Origin of the sequence: Actinoallomurus sp. NBC_01490 (genome assembly GCF_036227085.1) — a bacterium.
Lineage (GTDB): Bacteria > Actinomycetota > Actinomycetes > Streptosporangiales > Streptosporangiaceae > Actinoallomurus > Actinoallomurus oryzae.
The window spans coordinates 9,310,485-9,334,622 of record NZ_CP109433.1; the positions used below are offsets into that span (position 1 = coordinate 9,310,485).

11 protein-coding genes are annotated in these 24,138 nt (G+C 70.4%); 6 read left to right on the plus strand and 5 right to left on the minus strand.

Annotated elements, in window-relative coordinates; genetic code table 11:
* The first annotated feature begins 3 nt into the window (after nt 1-3).
* From OG417_RS42805 to OG417_RS42825, 5 genes are read left to right on the plus strand one after another with little or no spacing between them, the layout of a single operon-like run.
* On the plus strand, nt 4-4,185 hold the full coding sequence (locus OG417_RS42805; protein ID WP_329241742.1) for an amino acid adenylation domain-containing protein: 4,182 nt from the start codon (nt 4-6) through the stop codon (nt 4,183-4,185).
* Nucleotides 4,186-4,238: 53 nt separating this feature from the next.
* Nucleotides 4,239-8,804 carry a non-ribosomal peptide synthetase gene (locus OG417_RS42810; RefSeq protein ID WP_329241745.1) on the plus strand — a complete coding sequence of 1,522 codons (4,566 nt, stop codon included), beginning with the start codon at nt 4,239-4,241 and terminating at the stop codon, nt 8,802-8,804.
* The gene (locus OG417_RS42815; protein ID WP_329241747.1) at nt 8,801-10,333 is read left to right on the plus strand and encodes a GMC family oxidoreductase; all 1,533 of its coding nucleotides are present in this window, start codon (nt 8,801-8,803) and stop codon (nt 10,331-10,333) included. Before OG417_RS42810 ends, OG417_RS42815 begins: the two co-directional genes overlap by 4 nt.
* Nucleotides 10,321-11,154 carry a thioesterase II family protein gene (locus OG417_RS42820; protein ID WP_329241749.1) on the plus strand — a complete coding sequence of 278 codons (834 nt, stop codon included), beginning with the start codon at nt 10,321-10,323 and terminating at the stop codon, nt 11,152-11,154. The genes OG417_RS42815 and OG417_RS42820 overlap by 13 nt, the downstream gene beginning before the upstream one ends.
* A complete protein-coding gene (locus OG417_RS42825; protein ID WP_329241753.1) occupies nt 11,151-15,176 on the plus strand; it encodes a non-ribosomal peptide synthetase in 4,026 nt (1,341 codons plus the stop codon). Before OG417_RS42820 ends, OG417_RS42825 begins: the two co-directional genes overlap by 4 nt.
* 108 nt (nt 15,177-15,284) lie before the next feature.
* Here OG417_RS42825 and OG417_RS42830 read toward each other — a convergent pair whose 3' ends face one another.
* The gene (locus OG417_RS42830) at nt 15,285-16,058 is read right to left on the minus strand and encodes a YcnI family copper-binding membrane protein (protein WP_329241755.1); all 774 of its coding nucleotides are present in this window, start codon (nt 16,056-16,058) and stop codon (nt 15,285-15,287) included.
* 967 nt (nt 16,059-17,025) lie between these two features.
* Between OG417_RS42830 and OG417_RS42835 the strand changes: the two genes are divergently transcribed.
* Nucleotides 17,026-17,667 carry a helix-turn-helix transcriptional regulator gene (locus tag OG417_RS42835; protein WP_442875788.1) on the plus strand — a complete coding sequence of 214 codons (642 nt, stop codon included), beginning with the start codon at nt 17,026-17,028 and terminating at the stop codon, nt 17,665-17,667.
* Between the two features lie 107 nt (nt 17,668-17,774).
* Here OG417_RS42835 and OG417_RS42840 read toward each other — a convergent pair whose 3' ends face one another.
* From OG417_RS42840 to OG417_RS42855, 4 genes are all read right to left on the minus strand, one after another.
* On the minus strand, nt 17,775-19,046 hold the full coding sequence (locus tag OG417_RS42840) for a cation:proton antiporter (RefSeq protein WP_329241762.1): 1,272 nt from the start codon (nt 19,044-19,046) through the stop codon (nt 17,775-17,777).
* 280 nt (nt 19,047-19,326) lie between these two features.
* Entirely contained in the window at nt 19,327-21,315 is a 1,989-nt protein-coding gene (locus tag OG417_RS42845) for an AfsR/SARP family transcriptional regulator (RefSeq protein ID WP_329241764.1), read from the minus strand.
* A gap of 338 nt (nt 21,316-21,653) precedes the next feature.
* A complete protein-coding gene (locus tag OG417_RS42850) occupies nt 21,654-23,090 on the minus strand; it encodes an NDP-hexose 2,3-dehydratase family protein (protein WP_329241766.1) in 1,437 nt (478 codons plus the stop codon).
* A 235-nt stretch (nt 23,091-23,325) separates the two neighbouring features.
* On the minus strand, nt 23,326-24,117 hold the full coding sequence (locus OG417_RS42855) for a helix-turn-helix domain-containing protein (protein ID WP_329241768.1): 792 nt from the start codon (nt 24,115-24,117) through the stop codon (nt 23,326-23,328).
* Nucleotides 24,118-24,138 lie beyond the last annotated feature (21 nt).

Genomic DNA, 24,138 nt, shown 5'->3' on the forward strand with positions numbered 1-24,138 from the left:
GAAATGGACGAACCTCATTCCCGTACGGTCTCGTCGCTGCTGGCCGACCTGGCGCGCGCGGACGTGAGACTCAAGCTGGTCGGTGACGACCGGATCGAGGTCATCGCGCCTCGCGGGCGGCTGTCCACCGAGCTGCGCGCCGGCCTCGCCCGGCACAAGGCGGAGCTGGTCGGCTGGCTGGCCCAGACACGCGCCGGCGCCGACGGCGAGGCGGAGCTGCCCACGATCACTCCGGACGGGGAGCGCCTGTACGAGCCGTTCACCCCGCCCGACCTGCAGCTGTCGTTCCTCATGGGCGGGCGGGAAGGGTTCGAGTACCACGTACGCCCGCACCAGTACATGGAGTTCGACCTCGACGAGCTCGACCCGGCGCGCTACGAGGAGGCGCTCAACAAGGCGATCCGGCGCCAGCGCCGCAGCATCGTGGTCGTCCGGGACGACATGCGGGTGCAGACGGTACGCGACCTCGCGCCGGTGAAGGTGACGGTCTCGGACCTGAGAGGACTGCCGGAGGCCGAGGCCGAAGCCCAGATGCGGCGAACGCGCGCACGTCTGCAGCGCGAGGAGCCCCCGCACGACCGCTGGCCCTGGCTGCATCCTCACATCAGCCTGTACGGCGAGGGCCGGGCCCGCCTCCACTGGAACAACAACAACGTGTTCACGGACGCGCCGAGCGGGACACGCCTCATCAACGAGGCGATGCACCTGTACCACCATCCGGATGACGTCCTGCCCGAGCTCGAACTGAGCTTCCGCGACCAGGTGCTGGCTCTCGCGGAGCTGGAGACGTCACCGCTGGGCCGGGCGGCGGAGAAGTACTGGTGCGACCGGATGGCCGACTGGCCGGACGCCCCGGACCTCCCCCTCGTTCCGGGGACCGCCCACCGGGGCAGGTCGAGGATGTACCGGCGTGAACTGTTCCTGGAACCGGAGCTGTGGCGGGGGTTCAAGGAGCGGGCGGAGGCGCGCGGGCTGACCCTCACCAACGCGCTGCTCGCCGCCCACGCGGAGATCCTCTCCTACTGGAGCGGGTCCCGGCACTTCCTGCTCAACAACATGGTCACGCATCGGTTGCCGCTGCATCCGCAGAGCGGCGAGATCCTCGGCCAGTTCGCCTCGCTGTATCCGCTGGAGGTCGACTGGCGGCACGACGAGCCGTTCACCGACCGGGCGCGGCGGTTGCAGGCGCAGGTCATGGCGGACGTGGCGCAGTCCTACTGGAGCGGCGCGAACGTGCTGCAACAGCTCAACCGGGTACGCCGGACGCCGGGCCGGGCCATCTGCCCGTTCGCGGTCGGCAGCGCGCTCTTCGTCGGTCCCACCGTACGGCCCTTCCACTCCATGCTGGAGACGCCGCAGACTCTCCTGGACACCGAGTTCTGGGAGCTGCGGGACGGGCGCCTCTGGGTGATCTGGGACGTCATCGAGGCGGCGTTCCCCACCGGCCTGATCGACGCGATGTCCGCCGGTTACCGGGCGTCCGTGACCAGGCTGGCCGAGAACGACCGGGCGTGGGGCGAGCACGCCTTCGAGCTGCTCCCCGCCGACCAGTGCGACCAGCGGGCCCGTCTCAACGCCTCCTCCCCGGCCGCCGCGCCCGCTCTGCTGCACGAGGCGCTGCCCCGGCAGGCGTCCGAACGCCCGGACGCGCCGGCGGTGGTCGACGCGGACGGCACGGTCACCTTCGCCGAGCTGAACGACCTGGCCCGCGGGCTGGCCGGACGGCTCCAGGCGGCCGGCGTACGGCCCGGCGATCTGACCGCCGTCGTGCTGCCCAAGGGACGCGCCCAGGTGATCGCGGTACTCGCGGCGCTGACCGCCGGTGCCGCGTACGTCCCCATCGATCCCGCCTGGCCGGAGGAACGGATCGAGTACCTGCTCATGGACACGGCCGCCGGCGCGGTCGTCTCCGACGCGGCGTCGCATGGACGGCTGGCGGCGCTCACGCGGGCGCCCGTGCTGACCGTGGGCGGCGGTGAGGAGGGCGAGGAATCGGAGACATCCGCCGGCTCCGTGGCTCCGGTCGTGCGGAAACCCGACGAACTCGCCTACGTCATCTACACCTCGGGTTCCACGGGCCGTCCCAAGGGCGCGATGCTCGACCACCGCGGCCCGCTCAACACCGTCACCGACATCAACACGCGGTTCGGGATCTCTTCAGGCGACGTCGTGTTCGGTGTCTCGTCCCTGTGTTTCGACCTCTCGGTCTATGACATCTTCGGCTCCCTGTCGGCGGGTGCGACCCTGCTGCTGCCGCCGGCCTCACGGACCGACCCCGCGTCCTGGATCGAGCTCATCCGGTCCCACGGCGTGACCGTCTGGAACTCCGTTCCCGCGCTCATGCAACTCCTGGTGGAGGAGGCCGCGGCGACCGGCGCCCGGCTTCCTTCGCTGCGCACGGTCCTGCTGAGCGGCGACTGGATCCCCGTGGACCTGCCGGACCGGATCCGGGCGGTGGCGCCGAACGCCACCGTGGTCAGCCTCGGGGGCGCGACCGAGGCGTCCATCTGGTCCATCCACTTCCCGATCGACCGCGTCGATCCGGAGTGGCCGAGCATCCCGTACGGCCGGCCGCTGGCGGGCCAGACGTGGTACGTGCTCGACGACCTGGGCAGGGACGCGCCCACCTGGACCGCAGGGCACCTGCACATCGGGGGCGTCGGCGTGGCGATGGGGTACCTCGGTGACCCGGAGAAGACGCGGGCGGCGTTCGTCACCCATCCCCGGACGGGTGAGCGGCTCTACCGCACGGGAGATCTGGGCCGGTATCTGCCGAGTGGCGACATCGAGTTCCTCGGCCGCGCGGACTTCCAGGTCAAGATCCAGGGCTTCCGCGTCGAGCCGGGGGAGATCGAACACGCGCTCCTGGACGACCCGCGGGTCGGGCAGGCGGCCGTGGTGGCGCGGTCGTCCGGTTCCGGCAAGCAGCTCGCCGCGTACGTCGTGGGCACGCCGGACGGCGAGCCGATCGAGCCGGACGCGCTGCGCGGCACCCTCGCGGAACGGCTGCCCGGCTACATGGTCCCGGACCGCGTCACCGTGCTCGACGCTCTCCCGCTCACCGCGAACGGCAAGCTCGACCGGCGCGCCCTGGAGGCCATGAGCCGGCCCGAGGCCGAGGCCGAGCGCACGTACACGGCACCGCGCAACACCACGGAAGCCGTTCTGGTGGAGATCTGGGAGTCCCTGTTGTCCACGGGACGGCCCATCGGCGTACACGACGACTTCTTCGATCTGGGCGGGCAGTCGTTCGCGGCTCTGCGTGTGATCGCGCAGGTGTCCGAACGTCTCGGCCGCCGGATGCCGCTCAGCGCGATGCTCGAACACGGCACCGTGGCCGGGCTGGCCGAGTACCTGGAGACCGCCGAACGCGTGTGGTCGCCCCTGGTCCGGCTGAACACCCGCAAGGTCGGGGAACCCTGGTCACTGGTGCATCCCGCGGGCGGCGGCGTGTTGTGCTACCAGCCGCTCGCGGAGCTGCTCCGGCGGCCGACCGACGCGTTTCAGGCTCCCGGGCCCGCCGACGGGCTGGCTCCCCTGGAGAAGGTCGAGGACCTGGCCGATCTCTACGTCCGTGCCCTGCTGGAGGACCGTCCGCGGGGACCGTACCGGCTCGGCGGATGGTCCTCCGGAGCGGTGATCGCCTTCGAGATGGCCCACCGGCTGGAAGGCCTCGGCGAGACCGTCGACCGGGTGGTGGTGATCGACGCGCCCGCGCCCCTCGCCACCCGTGAGGTCGACGAACGCCGGCTGCTGCTGTGGTTCCTGGAGGACCTCGGCATCGGGTTCGATCCGAGCCGTGTCCCGCCGGGCGTCCCGGAGACCGGATCGACCGCAGAGGAGACGCTGGCGCGGCTGCTGGCTCTGGCCGCCGAGCAGGGAGTGAGCGCTCCCGACGTGGACATCGCCGACCTGGCCGCCACACTCGCGGTGTTCCAGGGCGTCGTCCGCGCCTGCAACTCCTACCACGCACCGGCCATCGCCGCCGACGTCACCGTGCTGCGCGCGGGCGACGGCACCGTCAGCGAGTTCGCCGACCACCCGTACTCCGCGTCACCCGACTGGGGATGGGCGCGGCTGACCCACGGCGCGGTGGACACCGCCTCGATTCCCGGAACCCATCACACCCTGCTCAGCGACCCGCGAGCGGCGTCGGCCGTCGCCGCCGCGTTCAACCAGCGATGACGCGCGTTCCGCCGGGCGACCAGCCGACGGCGAGCGGATGGAAGGAAGGCCTCATGGCGCAGGACCTGCTCAGCGAACTTCACCGGCGCGGCATCAGGCTGCGCATGACCGACGGGCGCCTGGACGTGCTCGCGCCCGCCGGGGCCCTGACCGCGGAACTGCGGGAAAGGTTGCGGCTGAACCGGGAGGAACTGATCGACCTGCTGCGGCGCAGCGGGCCCGAGGAGGAGGTTCCCGCGATCGTCCCGCAGCCCGGCGAGCGGTACGAACCGTTTCCCCTGACCGACATCCAGCACGCGTACTGGGTCGGGCGCGGCTCGGCCGTGGAGCTCGGCGGCGTCTCCACACACCTGTACTTCGAGCTGGCCGGCGGCGGCCTGGACCTCCGGCGGCTGAACGAGAGCCTGAACAAGGTGATCGAACGCCATGACATGCTCCGGGCGGTCGTCCAGCCCGACGGCCGGCAGCGCGTCCTCCGTACGGTGCCGCCGTACGAGATCAGCGTCACCGACGTGGCGTCACCGCCGCCGGACGAACAGGCGGAGGCGATCTGTCGGATCCGCGCCGAGATGGACCACCAGTCGCTGTCCACCGACACATGGCCGCTGTTCGACATCCGCGCGGCGCGGATCGGCGACGGCGGGCTGCACCTGTTCTTCAGCTTCGACATCATGATCCTCGACGGGCTCAGCCTCTACCTGTTCTTCGAGGACTGGCGGCGGTTCTACGAGGACCCGGACTGGGCGCCCCGGCCGCTCGAGCTGTCCTACCGCGACTTCGTGCTGAGCGAGGAGCGGGCGCGGGAGACCGCCCGGTACAAGCGAGCCGAGGAGTACTGGCACGACCGCCTCGACTCGCTCCCGCCCGCACCGGCGCTGCCGCTGGCGGTCCAGCCCTCCCAGCTCCAGCGCACGGAGTTCACCCGCCGTCAGGCCCGTCTCCCACGGGAGCGGTGGGCGGCGGTCAAGCGCTCCGCGGGGCGACATGGCGTCACGCCTTCGGCCGTGCTGATGACCGCCTTCGCGGAGGTGCTGCGGCGGTGGTCCGCGCAACCGGACTTCACCCTCAACCTGACGCTGTTCAACCGGCCGCAGGCGCACCCGGAGATCGACCGGGTCATCGGCGACTTCACCACGCTGACGATGCTCGAGGTGCGGGCGGACGCCGAGGCGTCCTTCGCCGAGCGCGCACAGCGGGTCCAGCGACAGCTCATGCGCGACATGGAGCACCTGGCCTACAGCGGAGTGCGGGTTCAGCGGGAGCGCAGCCGGCGTCTGGGCAGCGGGCCGAACGCCGCGATGCCCATCGTCTTCACCAGCGCCCTGGTCCTCGGCGCGCCCGAGCAGGATCCCTCGGACGGGATCAGGTTCTTCGGCGAACAGGTCTACGGGCTCACCCAGACGCCCCAGGTGTGGCTCGACCACCAGGTGGCGGAGGAACAGGGAGAGCTCGCCTACAACTGGGACGTCGTGGAGGCGCTCTTCCCGGCCGGGCTGCTGGACGACATGTTCGCCGTCTATGGAAGTGTCCTGGACCGGCTGGCGGAGGACGAGGACGCCTGGGACCGGGCCGACTCCCTCGCCGTGCTGCCGGCCTGGCAGGCGGAGGAGCGCGACCGCGCCAACGACACCGGGGTCCGGGCCGCCCTGGCCGGACCGGGCGACACTCTGTGCGGGCTCGTCGAGACGCAGGCCGCCCGTACTCCGGACGCGACCGCGGTGATCGGCGCCGACGGTGAGCGCTCGTACCGGGAGATCGTGGCGTACGGGCGGCGGATGGCCCGCCGGCTGAAAGAGCTCGAAGCGGCCCCGGGCTCGCTCGTCGGCGTGATCATGGACAAGGGATGGGAGCAGGTCGCGGGCGTACTCGGGGTGACCCTCTCCGGCGCCGCGTATCTGCCGATCGACCCGCAGTGGCCGGAGGCGAGGCGGTCGGACCTGCTGGACCAGGCCGGCGCGCGGACGGTGATCACCACCCCGCGGCTCCGGGACCGGCTGTCGTGGCCGCCGGACGTCCGCGTGGTCACCTTCGCCGACCCGGAGGTGGTCGCGGCCGGCTCCGATCCGCTCCCGGACTCCCCCGCGGCCGGGGACCTGGCGTACGTGATCTTCACGTCGGGTTCCACGGGCCGGCCGAAGGGCGTCATGATCGACCACCGCGGCGCCACCAACACGATCAACGACATGAACCGCCGCTTCCGGGTGGGGCCCGCCGACCGGGTCCTGGCGCTCTCGGCGCTCAGCTTCGACCTGTCGGTCTATGACATCTTCGGCGTGCTGGCGGCGGGTGGGACCGTGGTGATGCCGTCCCCGGACCGGCACCACGATCCCGCGCACTGGACCGAACTGGTGCGGCGGCACCGTGTCACCGTGTGGAACTCCGTGCCCGCGCTGATGCAGGCGTGGACGGACGCGCAGGTGCATGGGACGGACGCCGGGTCGGCCTCGGCCCTGCGGCTGGTCCTGCTCAGTGGCGACTGGATCCCCGTGTCGCTTCCGGACTCGATCCGCGCGCTGCATCCCCGCGCGGAAGTGATCAGCCTGGGCGGTGCGACCGAGGCGTCGATCTGGTCGGTGTGCTACCCGATCGGCGAGGTTCCCCCCGAATGGTCCAGGATCCCGTACGGCAAACCGCTGGGCGGTCAGACCCTGCACGTCTACGACCGCCGGTTCCGGCCGTGCCCGGTCTGGAGCACCGGGGAGATCTACATCGGCGGCGTCGGCGTGGCGCGCGGCTACTGGGCCGACCCGGACCGGACCGCCGAACGGTTCGTCATCCACCCGGAGACGGGAGAGCGGCTGTACCGCACCGGTGACCTCGGCCGTTACCTGCCGGGCGGCGACATCGAGTTCCTCGGCCGGGAGGACCAGCAGGTCAAGATCAACGGCTACCGGATCGAACTCGGCGAGATCAACTCCGCGCTCGAACGCCGGCCGGGCGTCGCCGAGTCCGTCGTGAGCGTGAAGACCGAACCCCGGACCGGACGGCGGCACCTGGTGGCGTACGTGGTGCCCGCCGGGCCGGACGGTACGAGCGACGCGACCCGGCAGGCGAGCGGCGCCTGGGAACCGGCGATCGCGTCCGGCGCGGCGGAGCTGGCCCGGGGCGCCGCCGAGCTCGACGAGGAACTGGCGCGGTACCGCGAAACCTGGCGGGCCGTCGAACGGCTGTGCCCGCCGCTCATGGCGCGGACGTTCGCCCGCCTCGGGTACTTCCGCTCGTCGGGCGACACCGCCACGGGGACGGAGGTCGTGGAACGGTGCGGCCTCAAACCCGTCTACGGCGGGCTCCTCGGCCGATGGATGGCGGTCCTGGAGGCGGAGGGGTACCTGGTGGCGACCGGCCGCGCCGGAGAGTTCCGCTGTGAGCGCCCCTTCGACGCGGACGAGCTGGACGCGCGAATCGCCCGTGGGCTGGACGCCATCGACGCGCGGGACGCCGCGAAGTCGCTGCTCGGCTACTTCGGCGACTGCGCCGGCAACCAGGTACGACTGCTGCGAGGCGAGGTCAGCCCGCTCAGCCTGCTGCTGCCCGGCGGCGACTCGCGGGTGACCGACGCGCTCTACGCCCTCAACCCCGTCTCGCGCCTGCAGAACCGGATCGCGGCGAAGGTGGTGGGATCGTTCGCCCGGAGCACGCCGGCCGACCGCAGCGTTCGCGTCCTGGAGGTGGGAGCCGGGACGGGCGCGACCACGGAGCACGTCCTGCCGGAGCTGCCGGCCGAACGGGCCCGCTACGCGTTCACCGACGTCTCACGCTATTTCACCCAGCGCGCCAGGACACGCTTCGGCGATGACGGCATCGTCGACTACCGAACCTTCGACATCGACCGGGCACCGGATGAGCAAGGGGTCACGCCGGGCACGTTCGACGTGGTCGTCGCCGCCAACGTCATGCACGACGCCGCCGACCTGGACCGAAGCCTGGAGCATCTGCGGTCGCTGCTGACGCCCGGCGGGCTGTTCGTGCTCATCGAGGGCACGGCCAACTCCCTGCAGCAGCTCGTCACCGTCGCCTTCCTGGAAGGTCTGGCGAAGGGCCACGGCGAGCGCCAGGGTCCCCTGCTGTCGGTGCCGGAGTGGCGGGACCGCGTCGCCGGTGCCGGCTTCGCGGTGTTCGGCTCGATCCCGGACGGGGCGGCGGTCACGGACGTCCATGTCCAGCACGTCCTGGTGGCGCAGGCCCCCGCCGGCGCGGTACGGCCGGACGCGACGGGGCTGCGTGGCGACCTCGAGGAACTGCTCCCCTCCTACATGGTGCCGCGGCACTACGTCTTCCTCGACCGGTTGCCGTTGAACGCGAACGGCAAGGTCGACTCGGCGGCGCTTCCCCTGCCCTGGGACGAGGCGGACACCTCCGGCCAGGTCGGCCCGCGCGACGAACTGGAGCGCACGCTCTTCGCGATCTGGCGGGACGCGCTGGAGCACGACGAGTTCGGCGTCGAGGACAGCTTCTTCGAGCTCGGCGGGGACTCCCTGCACGCCGTCAGCATCATCGACCGGATGCAGGACGAACTCGGCCTGGAGGCGACCGCCGAGGAAGGTCTGGAGATGTTGTTCGACAGCCCGACGATCGCCGAGCTCGCGGTCGCCGTGCGCGACCGGCTCGGCATGTCGTGAGCGGCCCGCTGGAGAGCCCGGAGCCGTGGGACGAAGTGATCATCGGCGCCGGTACGGCCGGCGCCGTGCTCGCCGGACGGCTCTCGGAGGATCCCGGACGGCGGGTGCTGGTGCTGGAGGCCGGGCCGGACCACGCCGCCGACGGGACGCCGCCGGGCGCGTCGGGGATCCCCGTGCTGACGGGCCGGCACTGGGCGTACTCGGCCGACCTCGAGGCCGGGGGTCCCCAGTGCCCTTACCCGCTCGGTCGGACCGTCGGCGGCACATCCGCGGTGAACGGCGCGATCGCGCTCCGCGGGACCGCGGCCGACTTCAGCCGGTGGGCCGCGGCGGGGAACCCCGAGTGGTCGTGGGAGAAGGTCCTGCCGCACTACGTGCGGCTGGAGGCCGACGCGGACTTCAAGGGCGAGGACCACGGCCTCGACGGGCCGGTGCCCATCCGCCGCGCGACCGCGCCGGAGCTGAGCCCGCTCGCGGGCGCCTTTCTCCGCGCCTGCCGCGACCTGGGCATCGCGGAGCTGCCGGACCTCAACGGCGGCGGCGGATCCGGGGCCGGGCTCATCCCCCGCAACGAGCTGGGCGGGCGGCGCATGTCCTCGGAGCGGACGCACCTGGCCCTGGCGCGGGATCGTCCCGGCCTGACCGTCGCGGACCGGTGCTCGGCGGTACGCGTGCTGCTGGACGGCGCGCGCGTGACCGGAGTGGAGGTGGTCACGGGCGGCCGGCCGCGGCAGGTCCGCGCCCGGCGCGTCACCCTGGCCGCCGGCGGCGTCGGCACGCCGCTGATCCTCCAGCGTTCGGGCATCGGAGACCCGCGGCGCCTGGCGGCGTCGGGGATCCGGCCGCTGATCGACCTGCCCGGCGTCGGGCGTGACCTGTGCGACCATCCCGCCGTGCCGATCCTGGCCACCCCCCGTCCCGGAGTCTGCCGGGCCGGGATGCCGTGGTACGAGGTGATGGCACGGGCGGCGAGCGCCGGAGGCGACACCGACCTCGGGATCTTCCTCGCCGCGAGTGTCACCACCGCGGACGTGCCCCGGGTCGGTCCCATGCTCGGCGGGAGGATCGCCGCGATGGTGTCCACCGTGCTGCTCACTCCACGTTCGCGCGGCCACGTCGCGGTCACCGGTCCCGAACCGGACTCCGCTCCCGAGATCGTGCTGGGCCTGGGCACCGATCGGCATGACGTGGAACGCCTGATGGGCGGGGTCCGTACGGCCTGGTCGATCCTGCGCTCCGGGCCGATGAGCGAGCACCTGGGCAGGACCGTCATCTGGACCGACCGGATGGTCGGCGACGACGCCCTGCTCAGGCGGTCGCTACGGCGCTGGATCAGCCCGCTCTTCCACGCGTCGGGGACGGCCCGGATGGGCGACGACGACCTGGCGGTGGTGGACCAACGCTGCCGGGTCCACCAGGTCGACGGACTCGTGGTCTGCGACGCCTCGGTGATGCCGTCACCGGTCAGCGCGCCGCCGGCTCTGACCTGCGTCATGCTCGGCGAAAGGGTGGCCACGTGGATGCTGTGACCCGGACCAGGACACTGCCCGAGGCCGGCTCGTGGACGGTGCGATGGAACCACGTCCCCTCCCCGCGGCTGCGGTTGTTCTGCCTGCCGCACGCCGGGGGCGGCGCCGCCGTCTACCGTCCGTGGCCGCGCCATCTGCCCCCCGACGTCGAGGTCGTCGCGATCCGGCTGCCCGGCCGGGAGTCCCGCTTCCGCGAGCCGGCGCTCACCCGGGTCGGCCACGTCGTCGGGGCGCTCGTCCAGGAGATCGCTCCGCTGCTGGACCGGCCACACGTGTGGTTCGGCCACAGCATGGGGGCGCTCCTGGCCTTCGAGGTCTGCCGTGAGCTGCGCCGCCGCGGTCTGGGCGAGCCCGCTCGGCTCATGGTGTCGGGGCGGCCCGCGCCCGACATCCCCTCACGGCGTCCGCCGATCCACGACGCTCCGCTGCCGGACCTCCTCACCCGGCTCCGGGAGCTGGGCGGCACGCCTCCGGAGTTCCTGGAGGATCCCGACGTGATGTCCCCGCTCCTCCCGGCCCTGCGGGCGGACTTCGCCGTGGTGGAGACCTACCGGTACCGGCCCGGCCCGCCGCTGGACTGCCCGATCTCGGTGTTCGGCGGCGCGGCGGACCTGGAGGCGACGCTCGACGAACTGCGGGCCTGGCGGGCGCACACGTCCGTCCGCTGCATCGTGCGGACGTTCGAGGGCGGGCACTTCTACCTGCATGACACGCCACAGGAGGTCCTGCCCGAGATCGGCCGGGACCTGCCGGTGCCGTGGCCCGTGAACGACGTGGGCGCGGTTCCGGCGAACGACGAACGGAGTGGGAGGAACCCGTGACGACGACAAAGCCGGACGTTCCGTCGGTCGCTCCTCCGGCCGGTGGAGCCGCTCTCCCCGACCGGTTCCCGCTGACCGATCTGCAGTCCGCGTACATGGTGGGCCGGAGCCGGGTCTTCGAGCTGGGCGGGCGGCAGAACTACTACCTGGAGTCGGAGATCGTCGGTCTCGATCCCGGGCGCGCCGAGGACGCCGTGAACAAGGTGGTCGAGCGGCACGAGCAACTGCGGACCGTCATGTCGAAGGACGGGTACCAGCGGGTGATGGGGGTGGAGGAGACCCCGCGGGTCCGGGTGCCCGTCATCGACCTGACCGATCTGGACCGCGACCGGCAGGAGGAGTCGATCCGCCAGATTCGCGAGCGCATGTGCGGCGCGGGGCTGGATCCGGCCGGGTGGCCGCTGTTCGAGGTCGTGGTGAGCCGCCTACGGCCGCACCGCGTACGCGTCCACCTCAGGATGAGCCTCATCCTGCTCGACGGATCCAGCATGCGTACGGTGATCAGCGACTGGCTGGAGTACTACAAGAATCCCGGCATCGAGCTGCCGCCCGTGCACGAGACCTTCCGGCAGTGGCGGCTGTCCCGGCTGGCGCGGGAGGACGACGAGGAGTTCCGCCGGCAGCTGGCCTACTGGGAGGAGCGGCTCGACACGCTGCCGGAGGCACCACGGCTCCCGACCGCCCGGCAGGCGGCCGGGATCGACTCGGTCTGGTTCACCGGCCGCACGAGCCGGCTGACCGAACAGCAGTGGCGGCGGTTCTGCGCCAACTTCCGCAAGCACCGGGTGCTGCCGAGCACCGCCCTGCTGCACGTGTTCGCCGAGGCGCTCGGCGCGTGGGCGGAGACCCCGCACTTCTGCCTGAACTTCGTCCACCAGTACGACATCGCGTACCGTCCCGGCGTGCAACAGGTCGTGGGACAGCGCAGCGCGACCCTTCCCCTGGAGGTCGACCTGCGCCACGACGAGGACTTCTGGGCGCGGGCGCAGCGCCTGCAGCGCAGGCTCTGGCGCGACATGGCCAACAAGGACGTCACCGCCGTGCGGATCAGCCGCGAGCTGGCCAAGCGCAACGGCTGGACGCAGCGCGCGGCCTTCCCGTACGTGTTCACGAACAACCAGGGACCCGGCTTCGACAGCATGCCGCCCGGGCGGCCCGCGTTCCGGCTCGTCCAACGCGTCCAGCACACCCCCCAGGTCCTGGTCGACAACCAGATCAGAGATGCCCTCGACGGAGGCATCTTCTCCAACATCGACTTCGTCGAGGAGGCGTTCCCTCCGGGACTGCCCGCCGCCGTGGTGGAGTCCTACCGGCGCATGCTCGAGACGCTGGCCGGGCCGGACGGAGCCGACGCACGGCCGGACCCCGTGCCACCGGAGCACCGCGCCGTGGTCGCCGCCGCCAACGACACCACCGCCCCGGCCCCTCCCGGCCGGCTCGAGGACGGGTTCCTGCGCCAGGCCGCCGGCCGTCCCACCGCCGTCGCCGTCCGGTCCGCCCGGCGTTCGCTCACCTACCGGGAGCTGGAGCGCCTGTCCGCGGCGGTCGCCGACCGGCTCCACGCTCAGGGGATCGGCCGTGGCGACGTCGTGCCCGTCGTCATGACGAAGGGCTGGGAGCAGGTCGTCGCCGTCCTGGGCGTGCTGCGCGCCGGCGCGACGTACTGCCCGGTCGACGTCGACCTGCCGGCCGAGCGCATCCGTTTCCTCATCCAGGAGTGCTCGGCCACCGTCGTGCTGCGGCAGTCGCACCGAGTGCCCGATCTGGGTGCCGGCGACTCCCTCACCGGGCTGGACGTCGACGAACTCCAGGCCGGACCCGAGCCGCCGGAGGCCGACGGCGACGAGTGCGACCCGGCGTACATCATCTACACCTCCGGGTCGACCGGACGGCCCAAGGGCGTGGTGATCGAGCACCGCGCCGCGCTCAACACCATCGCGGACGTCAACCGGCGCATCGGCCTCGGCCCCGGCGACCGGGTGTTCGGGATCTCGTCGCTGAGCTTCGACCTGTCGGTCTGGGACGTGTTCGGGACGCTGGCGGCGGGTGGCACGCTCGTGATCCCGGACGCGACCGCCCGCCCCGACCCGCTCGCGTGGGCCGCCGCCGCCCGCGAACACGGCGTCACCGTGTGGAACTCGGTCCCCGCCCTGGCCGAGATGCTGGTGGAGGTCACCGAGCAGAGACCGGAGCTGGGCCTGCCGCCGCTGCGGGCGTTCCTCCTCAGCGGCGACTGGGTGCCGACGTCACTGCCCCGCCGCATGCGCGCGCTCTGGCCCGCGACCCGCGTCATCGCCATGGGCGGCGCGACCGAGGCCGCGATCTGGTCGAACGTGTACGAGGTCGAGGACGTCGACCCGCGGTGGCAGAGCGTGCCGTACGGCAGGCCGCTGACCAATCAGACGATGAAGGTGCTCGACCACCGGCTGGACGTACGCCCGCCGTGGGCCGTCGGGGAGATCTACATCGGCGGGATCGGCCTCGCCCGCGGGTACTGGCGGGACGAGCAGCGAACGGCCGAACGGTTCGTGTATCACCCCGTGACGGGAGAACGCCTCTACCGCACCGGGGACCTGGGGCGGTACTGGCCGGACGGCACCATCGAGTTCCTCGGCCGCGAGGACCGCCAGGTCAAGATCCAGGGTTTCCGGGTGGAGCCGGGCGAGATCGAGGCCGCCTGCCGTACTCATCCGCTGGTCCGCGAATGTGTCGTGTGCGTCGACCAGGCGGCCGGAGGTAAACGGCTCGTCGCCCTGGTGGTGGCCGAACCCGGCGAACGGCCCGGCCGGGACACGGTGGCCGAGCACCTGGCGGCCCGGCTGCCGCGCTACATGGTGCCCGTCCTGATCGAGGTTGTCGAGGCGCTGCCGCTCACCCCCAACGGGAAGGTCGACCACGCGGCGGCGCTCGCCCTGGTCCGGTCGGCGGGCGAGCCCGCGGCGGACCTGCCGGAGGGCGACGGCGTCCCGGGTCCGGACGGTTCCGGCCAGGACCTGACCGAACGGCTCGGCCGGCTGTGCGCCGAGCTTCTCGAGGTGCCGTCGGTGAGCCCCGACGATGACTTCTTCGATCTCGGCGGGAACTCCTTGCTGGCGTTGCGGCTGGTCAACCGCATCCGGGTGGAACTCGGCGTCGACATCCCGATGGGCCGCGTCTTCGAGGCGGCCACCGTACGCGGGCTCGCCGGCCTCGTGGCCGGCCACGGCCCGGACGTCTCCTGCATGGTGAACCTCGGTGACGGTGCGGGAGAGGAGTTGATCCTGTTCCACGTCCTGGGTGGCGCCGTGGCGCCGTACCGGCCGCTCGCCCAGGCCTGGGCCGGACCGGTGCGCGCCTTCCAGAGCCGGCCTCTCGTCGACGGCTCCGACGCCGCCTTCGCGCCCGACCTGGAGACGATGGCGGCCGGGTACCGCGAGGAACTGCTGCGGCACCGGCCCGAGGGGCCCTACCTCCTCGGCGGCGCCTCGATGGGCGGTTCCATCGCCTACGAGGTGGCCCGCCAGCTGTCGGCGCAGGGCCACGAATGCCGGGTCGTCATGTTCGACACCGAGATCAGGGACATCCACCTCCCGCTCACCGACGCCGACCGCCACATCGGCTTCCTCCGTACGCTCCGGCTGGGGCCGCCTCCCGAGGACGCGGTGGCCGCGCTGCGGGCGGCCGCTCCGGGCACCCACACGAAGATCGCCCGGGACGCCGCGGTCGCCCACGGGCTGCTCCCCGGTGACGTCGACGAGGCCGGCTACGAGCACCTGAAGCGCGTCCAGGAGCACGAGCTGGCGCTGTTGGCGGCCTACCGTCCCGGGCCGCTGGACCAGCGTGTGCTCCTCTTCGTCGCGGCCGATGAGCCCGATCGGCCCGACACCCTGCCCGCGTGGCGCTCCGTGTGCCCCGGAATCGAGTCCGAGCAGGCCTCCGGAGACCACTTCTCCATGATCGCGCCAGACCGGCTCCCCCGCCTCGCCGCGCGCATCGGCGCCTGGCTGGCGAGCGGCCGGCCATCCGCCGGCCGGACGACCTGACATCAGGGGAGGGGCTCCCGGCAGGAGCCCCTCCCCTGATGTCCCAAGCCCCGTTCTCCACCCTCACGGGCCTCTCGGCGCGTACGGGGCTCCCGCGCCTCTGCGGGCCTACTCGCCCTGGTTGGTACGGGCCCAGCGCCGCCGGCCGAGCAGAAGCCCCACGGCCATGCCGCCGAGCAGCAGTACCGCGACGGGAACGGCGGCGGACAGCATCGAGGACCCGGTGGGCCGGGCCTCGGACGTCTTCTCCTCCGCGGCGGTCAGGCGCACCCCGCCGGCGCCGTTGAACGCGGCGTGCTCGCCCGTCGCGCCGGACTGCCCGCTCGGCGTCCCGCCCGGCGGGCTGAGCAGCAGCGCCGGAGCCGGGTGGGCCGGGTTCGGGTCGCTGTCGCTCGGGATCTGGTCCCAGCTCACCACCGAGCCGTCGCTGTAGTACTGGTACGCCTTGAAGTAGATCTTGTCGACGCTCGGCAACGGCCCGCCGAACAGGGCGACCTCGTCGAACTGCTCGGGACGGATCCTGGCGGTGGAGTCCTTGGCGGTCCAGGTGACCGAACTGAGGACCTCCCAGATCTCCTTACCCTCCACGACGACCGGCGTGTCCAGCTTCCGCTTCTCGGTATTGACGGTCCAACCGGCCTTCGTCTGTACGACGGCTGCGGGAATGAGATCCTGCTGCGCGTCCGGCAGCACGATCTTGACCTTGACGGTGTCGGCGCTCTCCGCCTCGTTGGGCACGTGGAACGTCAGCTTCGTGAAGTCGCCCTGCGTCGCGGTGTTGGGACGGAGGACCACATGGGCGGCGGCGGCCAGCGCCCCCGTCACGACGAGTACGCTCGCGCAGATCAGCGGCACGATCACGCGGTGTACGGTACGGACCATAACCTCTCCTTCGACCGGTGGATGCTGCCCGCCGAAGGTAGATGCGCCCTCTCTCAGGCGGCTCGAGCCCTGCTCGAAATCGGCTCGAGCGCGGCGCCCGGTCCCGGAGCCCTCATCCGACGCCACGGCGATGCTCCGCGCCAGGTGTTCGCCCGTCGCAGGGCCGGCACGGCCCGGTCTCGGCACACCACATATGCGGCCGTTGAAGGCGCGCTGTGCGTGATCTGCAAGCGCGGGTCGGCAAGCTTGGTTCCGTACCTCCTGGGTCGCGCCAATCGGCTCGGCGAAAATCAGGCGGACGGGCACGCGCCGAATAGCGATGCCAAACCCGTCTGATCGCTTTCGCCTGCATATTTTCTGCATTCGGCACCGCACAAGGAATGCCTGGCCGGGGTGCACCATATCTCCTGACCACTTGTCGCACTAGTTGTCTTATAACGAGTCAGACAACAGCGAAGAAGACATGACCGCCGCCGTTCGGCGAGTATTGCGAACATGCGGATGGCTGTTTGACATCCGGACTCGTTTCTCCGTTTTACTCACGGCTTCGCATAGCGACCGAGGGTAGCGAATGCCAGGCTCACCTGACAGGAGGTGACGACCCGCAATGCCCTCGGTAACACCGACCGGCTTTCCATACAGGCACCTCAGCGCCGTGCACGAACTCAACAGCGCGAGAAACATCGATGTCCACAGCCTTACCCAGGCCCGTTCATGCTCTCAGCCGACGTTCAACGAAACGAAGGATGGACACGGACATGCGGCCCCGGCAGCACAGACTTACATGCACATAAAACTTCTCCATTTGATCAGCCGCTGTTCATCGACTCGAAGACCGTAGAGGAGCCAGAGCATGGAACACCTTGTCCGGCGCGCCGTCGAAACGATTTACAAACGGCACGGAGAACCACTCAGCCTGGACGAGCTCGCTCAACACGCGATGGTAAGCAAATTCCATTTTCTCCGGATGTTCAGCCGGGTCACCGGAGTGACTCCTGGTAGATTCCTGAGTGCCGTGAGGCTCCAGGAGGCCAAGAGGCTGCTCCTGACGACCTCGCTCAACGTCGCGAACATATCGGCAGAGGTCGGCTACAGCAGCACCGGCACCTTCACGCGTCGCTTCACCAGATCCGTCGGAGTCTCCCCCACTGAGTACCGGCGTTTGCATCAGGGCGGTTGGAGCGTTCCCCCCGCGAGAACGCTGGACCGGTTGTGCGGAGCCGCCCAGCACGAGGGGACGGTGGTCGGCCACGCGACGGCCGAAGGCGACCTGCGGTCGAAGTTCTACATCGGGCTGTCCGAGTCGATCATCCTGCAAGGCCCCGCCGTCGCGTCGCAGATCATCGACGGTCAGGGAGCGTTCGTGCTGAGCGGGGTTCCCGCCGGCACCTGGTACCTGCACGCGGTGGCGTACGGCACACCCGACCCCGCGGCGCCTTATGCCGCCCAGGCCTCGGAACCCCCGATGCTCTGGGACGCGGTGGGGCCGATCACCGTCGGCCCGGGTGCGTCTCCGTACGTCGAGCTCCGGGCTCGCGCGCTGGACTGGTCCCGCCCGCCGATCCTGCTCGCCCTACCGGGACTGGACCCGCTGGTGAACGCCGCCTGAGCGAAGGCCTGTGCGTGGTGCGCGGCTCGGCGACAGCGGGCCGGCGGGACGTGGCCGGCGGAGCACGGCGGCCGCGGCCCGCCCCGCCGACCTGGGCCGCGACCGGATCAGGGTCGCGCCGTCACACGCCGTCTCGCGGACTCTCCGTCCCCGCGTACGGAACCGGGAACCTCCACGGAGCCGCGGAACGTCAGCGACAGCAACGGATCCGTCATCAGGGTGGTGATGAGCATCATCACCACCATGAGCGAGTACAACTCACCGTCGAAGAGGCCCATCTCCAGGCCGACGCCCACGACGATCGGTCCGGTCAGCCCCCGCGTGTTCATCAGAGCCGCGATGGCCATGGAGGGTCGCGCAGGCATGCCCTGGGTTCGCAGCCCCAGATAGGTCCCGCCGACCTTGCCTGCCACCGCGACGAGAAGGATGGCGCCGAACTGCCAGATGCTGGAGATCGACAGAGACGTCAGATCGATCTGCAGCCCCGCCACCACGAAGTACACCGGCAGCAGCACTGAGGTGAGCCGGCCGACGCCGTCACTGAGATCGGCATGCGACGCGGCGCTGCCGGTGCGCGGCATGGCCATCCCGAAGAGAAAGGAACCGAGGATGAAGTGCATGCCCATCGCCTCGGTGGCCGCCCCGGACAGCAGTGCTCCGGCCATGACCACGGGGAAGGTCCACGCCGTCGGAAGACGCCGGCTCCACTCCGCCCGCATGAGCCTGTGCAGCAGAGGCCGGACGATGAGGAACAGACCAGCGCCGTAAAGAACGAACAACGCCGTACGCCACAACGCCGCTCCGCCGCCGATCAAGGCCTGGACGACGGCCAGTTCGGCCCAGGCCACCACGTCGACCATGGCGGCGGTCGCCAGAGCCAGGCCGCCGAGCGTCGTGGCGAACAGCCCCCGGCTCTCGATGATCCTCGCGAGCACCGGGAAGGCCGTCACCGAGATCGTCAGGGCCACGAACACCACGAACGCGGTCGGCGACGCACCTCGCACCGGATGTGTGCGCAGCAGGTAGAAACCCAGACCGACGCCCAGCGCGAAAGGGACGGCATTGGCTCCGACCACTGCGCCGACGGCCAGCCGGCCCCGGCCGCGTAAGGCGCCCGCGTCCGCCTCGAGACCCACGGCGAACATGAACAGCGCCAGCCCGATATCCGCGACCCCGGTGAGGGACGACCGTACCTCCGCGGGGAAGAGTGCGTCCGAGATCCTGCCGTCCATCAGCGTCGGCCCGAGCAGGATGCCGGCGATTATCTCGCCTACCACGGGTGGCTGCCCCACACGCCCGGCCAGCACGCCGAGCCCGCGTGCCAGCACCACGATCAGCGTCACGTCCAGGAGAAAGAGCTGCACTTGATGACTGGTCAACGAGAACCCCTTTAATGGCTGGTGCGACGGATCAGGTCTGGCGGGTCATGGGGCGGTCAGGTCGAACCGCGTACCACCGCGGCATGCGTCCATACGCGCACGGTCGGCATGCCACCCATTGTGGGTTCTTTTGCCTTTAGGGCTTCTGCACGGTATCTGGATGCTCCGTGGCCCTAAAATCCTGATCGGACCCCATTATTCCAGGCACGAGAGGAAATGTTGTCCAGCACAAAAATACGGTGCGCCACAATGGACACCGAGACAACCATCCGAAGATCGGCTACAGCCGAGCCGAGAAATGCACCGAGGAGATTCGCAGCTCGTCGACGCCACCGTGGAAACCATTCACGGTGCGTTGGTAATGAAGCACTCTCCGCGCCGCGTCCTTCCGGCTGGCTTCTGGTTCCTGCCACGAGCATTCGGCGGCGTAGGTCGCGAGCAGAATATGGAATCGGTAGGTGTCCTTGCCGTCTTCCTCCAGCAGGTGGTTGTCGACGAGGACCTCGAGAATCTGCCGGGCCCTGCTCCACGAAATGCCCGCCAGCGCGGCGGCCTCGGCGACGCAGAACGACGGTGTGCCGTAGTCGCCCAGCAGCCGGAACATACGCGCCGGCTCAGGGTCGAGCGCCTGATACGAGCAGGAGAAGACCTCCCTCAGCGTCGTCTCCGGATCGCCGTCGGCGGCGAGCCGGTCGAGCCTGCGGTGTCTCGGCGTGTAGCGCTCCACGAGCTCGGAGAACGGCATCTCCGGGTCGATGAGCTGTTCCGCGGCCAGCCGCAGGGCCAGCGGGAGGTGGCCGCACATCTCCGCGATGCGCACCGTGTCCTCCCGCTGCGCGGCCACTCTCTCCGCGCCGAGGAGATAGCTGAGCAGCGTCACCGACTCGGTGAGCGTCAGGGGGGCCAGGTCGATGCGATGTGCTCCGTCCCGCGCGACGAATCCGCTCAGCCTGCGGCGGCTGGTGACCAGGACGCACGCCGGGCCGCCGGGGATCAACGGGCGTATCTGATCCGGGCTCGCCGCGTCGTCCAGCACGATGAGGAGGCGGCGGTCGTAGAGCAGGCTGCGGTACAGGGCCGCTCGCCCTTCCAGGTCGCGGGGCAGCTGCCGCCGGTCCACTCCCAGGCTCTGCAATGAGGAGGCCAGCGCCTCCGAGGCGTCCATGGGCTCCCGGCGCGTGCCGAAACAGCCGAAGTTGATGAAGAGCTGGCCGTCGGGAAAGCGGTCGATGAACTGATGTGCGGCGGTGAGGGCCAGAGTCGTCTTGCCCGACCCGGCGACGCCGTCGATCACGACCAGAGTGGGTTTGCCCTGGGTCTGCGCCAACCCGTCGGTGATGATCGTACGCAGCCGGTCGAGTTCTTCGTGGCGCCCGACGAACCCCCGGACTCTCGGCGGCAGCTGCGCCGGGCGTACGGACGCCGGTCCTCCGCTGTGCCCTTCGGCCTGCGACGCCGCCGGCGTTCCCCGGCCGGCGCCGGCCGGTACGGCGAGCTCAGGACTACCCCCCAGAATCTGCTCGTGCAGTTTCTGCAGTTCCGGGCCTGGTTCGATGCCGAGCTCCTTGATCAGCAGATGTCGCGTCTCCCGGTAGACGGCCAGTGCGCGGGCCTGCCGGCCGCACCGGTACAGGGCCAGCATGAGGAGCCAGCGCAGCCTCTCGCGCAGGGGGTGCTTGACGATGGTGTCCGACAGCACTGTGGCGAGCTCGGTGTGACGCCCGGCGTCCAGCATGAGGGCGGCCCAGTCCTCGATGGCCGCCGTCCGCAGTTCGCCCAGGTGTGCCCGCTCGGTGTCGGCGAAGGGCCCGGGGACGTTGGCGTACGCCTCACCGCGCCACAGGCGCAACGCGAGGTCGAACGCGTGCAGTGCCTCCGTGATCTCGCCGTCGGCCGACGAGCGGCGAGCCGCGGACAGGTGCTCCAGGAACCTCTCGACGTCGACGTTCTCGGGCGGGACGCGAAGCGCGTAGCCACCGCCGGTCGAGACCAGCACCTCGCCGGTGTCGCGCCGGCCGCGCCGCGGCTCCAGCGCCTTACGCAGGCCGGCGATGTAGGTGTGCACACCGTTCGCCGCGGTCGCCGGGACGGCATCGCCCCAGACCGCGTCAATGATCTCGTCGATGCCGGCCGCCTCGTTCACCCGCCCGGCGAGAAACCCAAGGACGGCACGCTGCTTGGGCGGTCCCAGCTTCACTTCCGCATCGTCACGCCAGGCCCGCAGCCGGCCGAGCAGCTCCAGCCGAACTGATCGTCCCGCCTCTGGCATGGTCCAATCACCTCCGATGTCGGGCCTGAGCACGGAATGAGCACGGGACGTCGACAACAAGGCACATCGGTCTCAGCACTGCCAACGCTTCCAGACTGCGCTGCCCCGCGCCACCTGTCACCGCTCATATTGCGGTCGGTTGAACAGCTTGCAAAAACGTCGGATCCGACGGAGTCCACGGAATCGAAGGGCCACCCGCTTTCCGCACGGGCGGACGCCATGGGCGACGCGGACGGCCGTTCACCTCTCCGCGGGACCGTCCCGACGCCCGAGGGCGTTCGCGGAACCGGTTCTGGAGAAAAGCCACCGGCCTTCCTCCAAAACCCTCGTCTCATCGGTCAGACGCCGGCGTACATGCTCTGCAGGCAGAGCAGCAGATTGCGGGCCTGTTGGTTGAGGTAGTAACTGTGCCGGTTCAGCTCGGCGAGCTGGTGGACCGTCACCCACCGGAAGTCGCCGTAGCCGTCGCCGGAGCCCTCGACATCGAGCTCGGTCTCCAGAATGACGTAGCGGCTGCCGGCCTCATGGAAGATGTCGGCCTGGTCGGTCAGCTCCGTCTCGAACCGTATCCGCCGAGGATCGGCCTCCTTGAGTTCCTGGAGGAAGCGGGGATAGGAGTCGGGAGGCAGGGCGTCGTAGAAGGAGGGGATGCACTGCAGGCTCGGCCCGAACTCGGCCACATCCACATAGCCGCCCTCGAATACGGAGTTGACCAGGACGTGCAGCACTCCGTCGATGTTCTTGGCGAGGAACACCACCAGGCCGTCCGCCGCCGTACGGATCATCGGCTGCGTCCACCGGTCGTCGCCGAGCGTGACGTCGGCCCCGAAGATGTCGAAGAACTTGAACTGACGGTGGGAGAGCCGGCCTTCGGACACGTGCCACATGTCGGCGTCGTTCAGGTTGATGCGCTCGACATTCATGTCGCCGTAGGTCCGCGCCCTGCTCAGCCAGCTCAGGATCTCGGTGGTGCTGTGGGCCGACGGCTGCCCCGGTTCGCAGGAGCGCGCCAGCGCCGAGCGGAAGGCGTCGCCATCGTTCGTTCCGGCCCGGCCGGACCCGGCGCCGCAGAAGGGAAGACACGACAGCACCGAGCATGCGTTGGTGTTCACCCGGCCGCCCTCGGCGAGCAGGTCGTAGACCTGCTTCAGCGACAACCATCGGTAGCCGTCGAGGACCTCGACGTCCTCCACGGTCTCGACGATCACATTGCGGTTGCGCTTGCGGAAGAACCAGGATCCCTGTTCGGACTGCCGGACGTCCGCGACGACCCGGTGCCCGTCCGGCTCGGTGAAGAACTCCAGGTAGGGGATCTTCGCGTCGCGGTTGCTCCAGGTGGCCTGGACCGTGGGGCCGACCTGCACGCCGGCGCGGTTGCCCGGCTCCACCTTGGCCTGCATCAGCAGGTGCGGCACACCGTCGAAGTCCTTCATCAGGATGCCCAGGGTGCCCATGTCCGGCTGGACGATGATCGGATAGTTCGTGTGCGAGATGGAGCCGTGCACGGTGGCGTGCTTCTCCATCGCCTCGACCGTGAAGAACCCGCCGTCGCGATGGGAGATCGCTCCGGTGTCAGGGTCGGCCCGCCAGCCGTCGAGCGTGTCCAGCGGCACCTCTTTCACCTGAAGGGGGGTGCGCTCGACCGCCGCCGACAACCACGCGCGGACCTCGCCGTCCGGCGTTCGTTTACCCGGCGAGGAGGCGGAGACGGCGATCCGCGCGGGCATGGACGGGTCGGTTCCCGGCGGAACCGAAGACTGCGCTGTGCTCTCCACGACGAATCCTTCCCACATGTTCGACGAACGGCCCGGCGAGGTGGGACATCAATCCACCCGAGCCCAGCCTAGGAACGGAATTGCGCCGAATGCATCTCCCATATTGCCGTTGCCGCAGAATAGGGAAGAGCGGAACGGGCATACACGAATCCATGTGCCGCTATTTTCCCTGAATTTCTCACAGATATACCAGGGATTCCATCAGGTACGGACTGGCCGGCGTCGACGACGGGCCTCACAGCGTCGGCACCCGCTCCACGGCCGGGCCACCGCAGGTCAGCCGGTGTTCGCCCATCAGAAACGAGAAGTCGGACTCGGTCCCACAGCCGGACCGGGAACGCTCGGGCATCGGCGCGTCGCCTTCCATCAGGCTTTGGAGATCCAGCTCGACCGGCACGGCCGCCCCCGGGGTCACCGTTATCGGCCCGATGATCGCCGTCGGCACCACGACCTCGCCGCCCGCGCCGACGGTCGAAACGCTGATCATCCAGTCTCCGGGGGGCACATGGGCGATGTGCGTCGAGCCGTAGGAGTGTTCGCCGGTGCAGGGCCGCACGGGCTTCGCGCCGGGGAAAGAAAGCGGGACGGCCGTGAGGGCGGCGGCACGGTCGGCCGGCAGCCCGGCGGAACGACTCCAGATCAGGATCGAACCGTGCACGAACGGCATGCCCGTGTGATCTCCCCCGAAGCCGGCCGCCCCTTCGCCGAGCAGGGCGGCGTGCCGGTACCGGCCAGGCGAGACTCCGATGGTCCGCGTGAAACGCGTCGTGAAGGTCCCGAGGCTGGCACAGCCGACCTGAGCGGCGATGTCGGCGACGCTCTCGTCGGTGCACAGTAGCTTCCGCCGCGCGGCGTCCAGCCGCACACCGCCCAGAAAACGCGTCAGCGGCACTCCGATTTCCCGACAGAAAAGGCGCGACAGATAACACGAGCTCAGATTGACTACCGCAGCCAACTCTTCGAGAGAAAGGTCCTCAGGATATCGATGTCTTATCACATGCATAACATGGCTGATCTCCCGCCGCACGGGCCCCCCTTACGTGTCAGA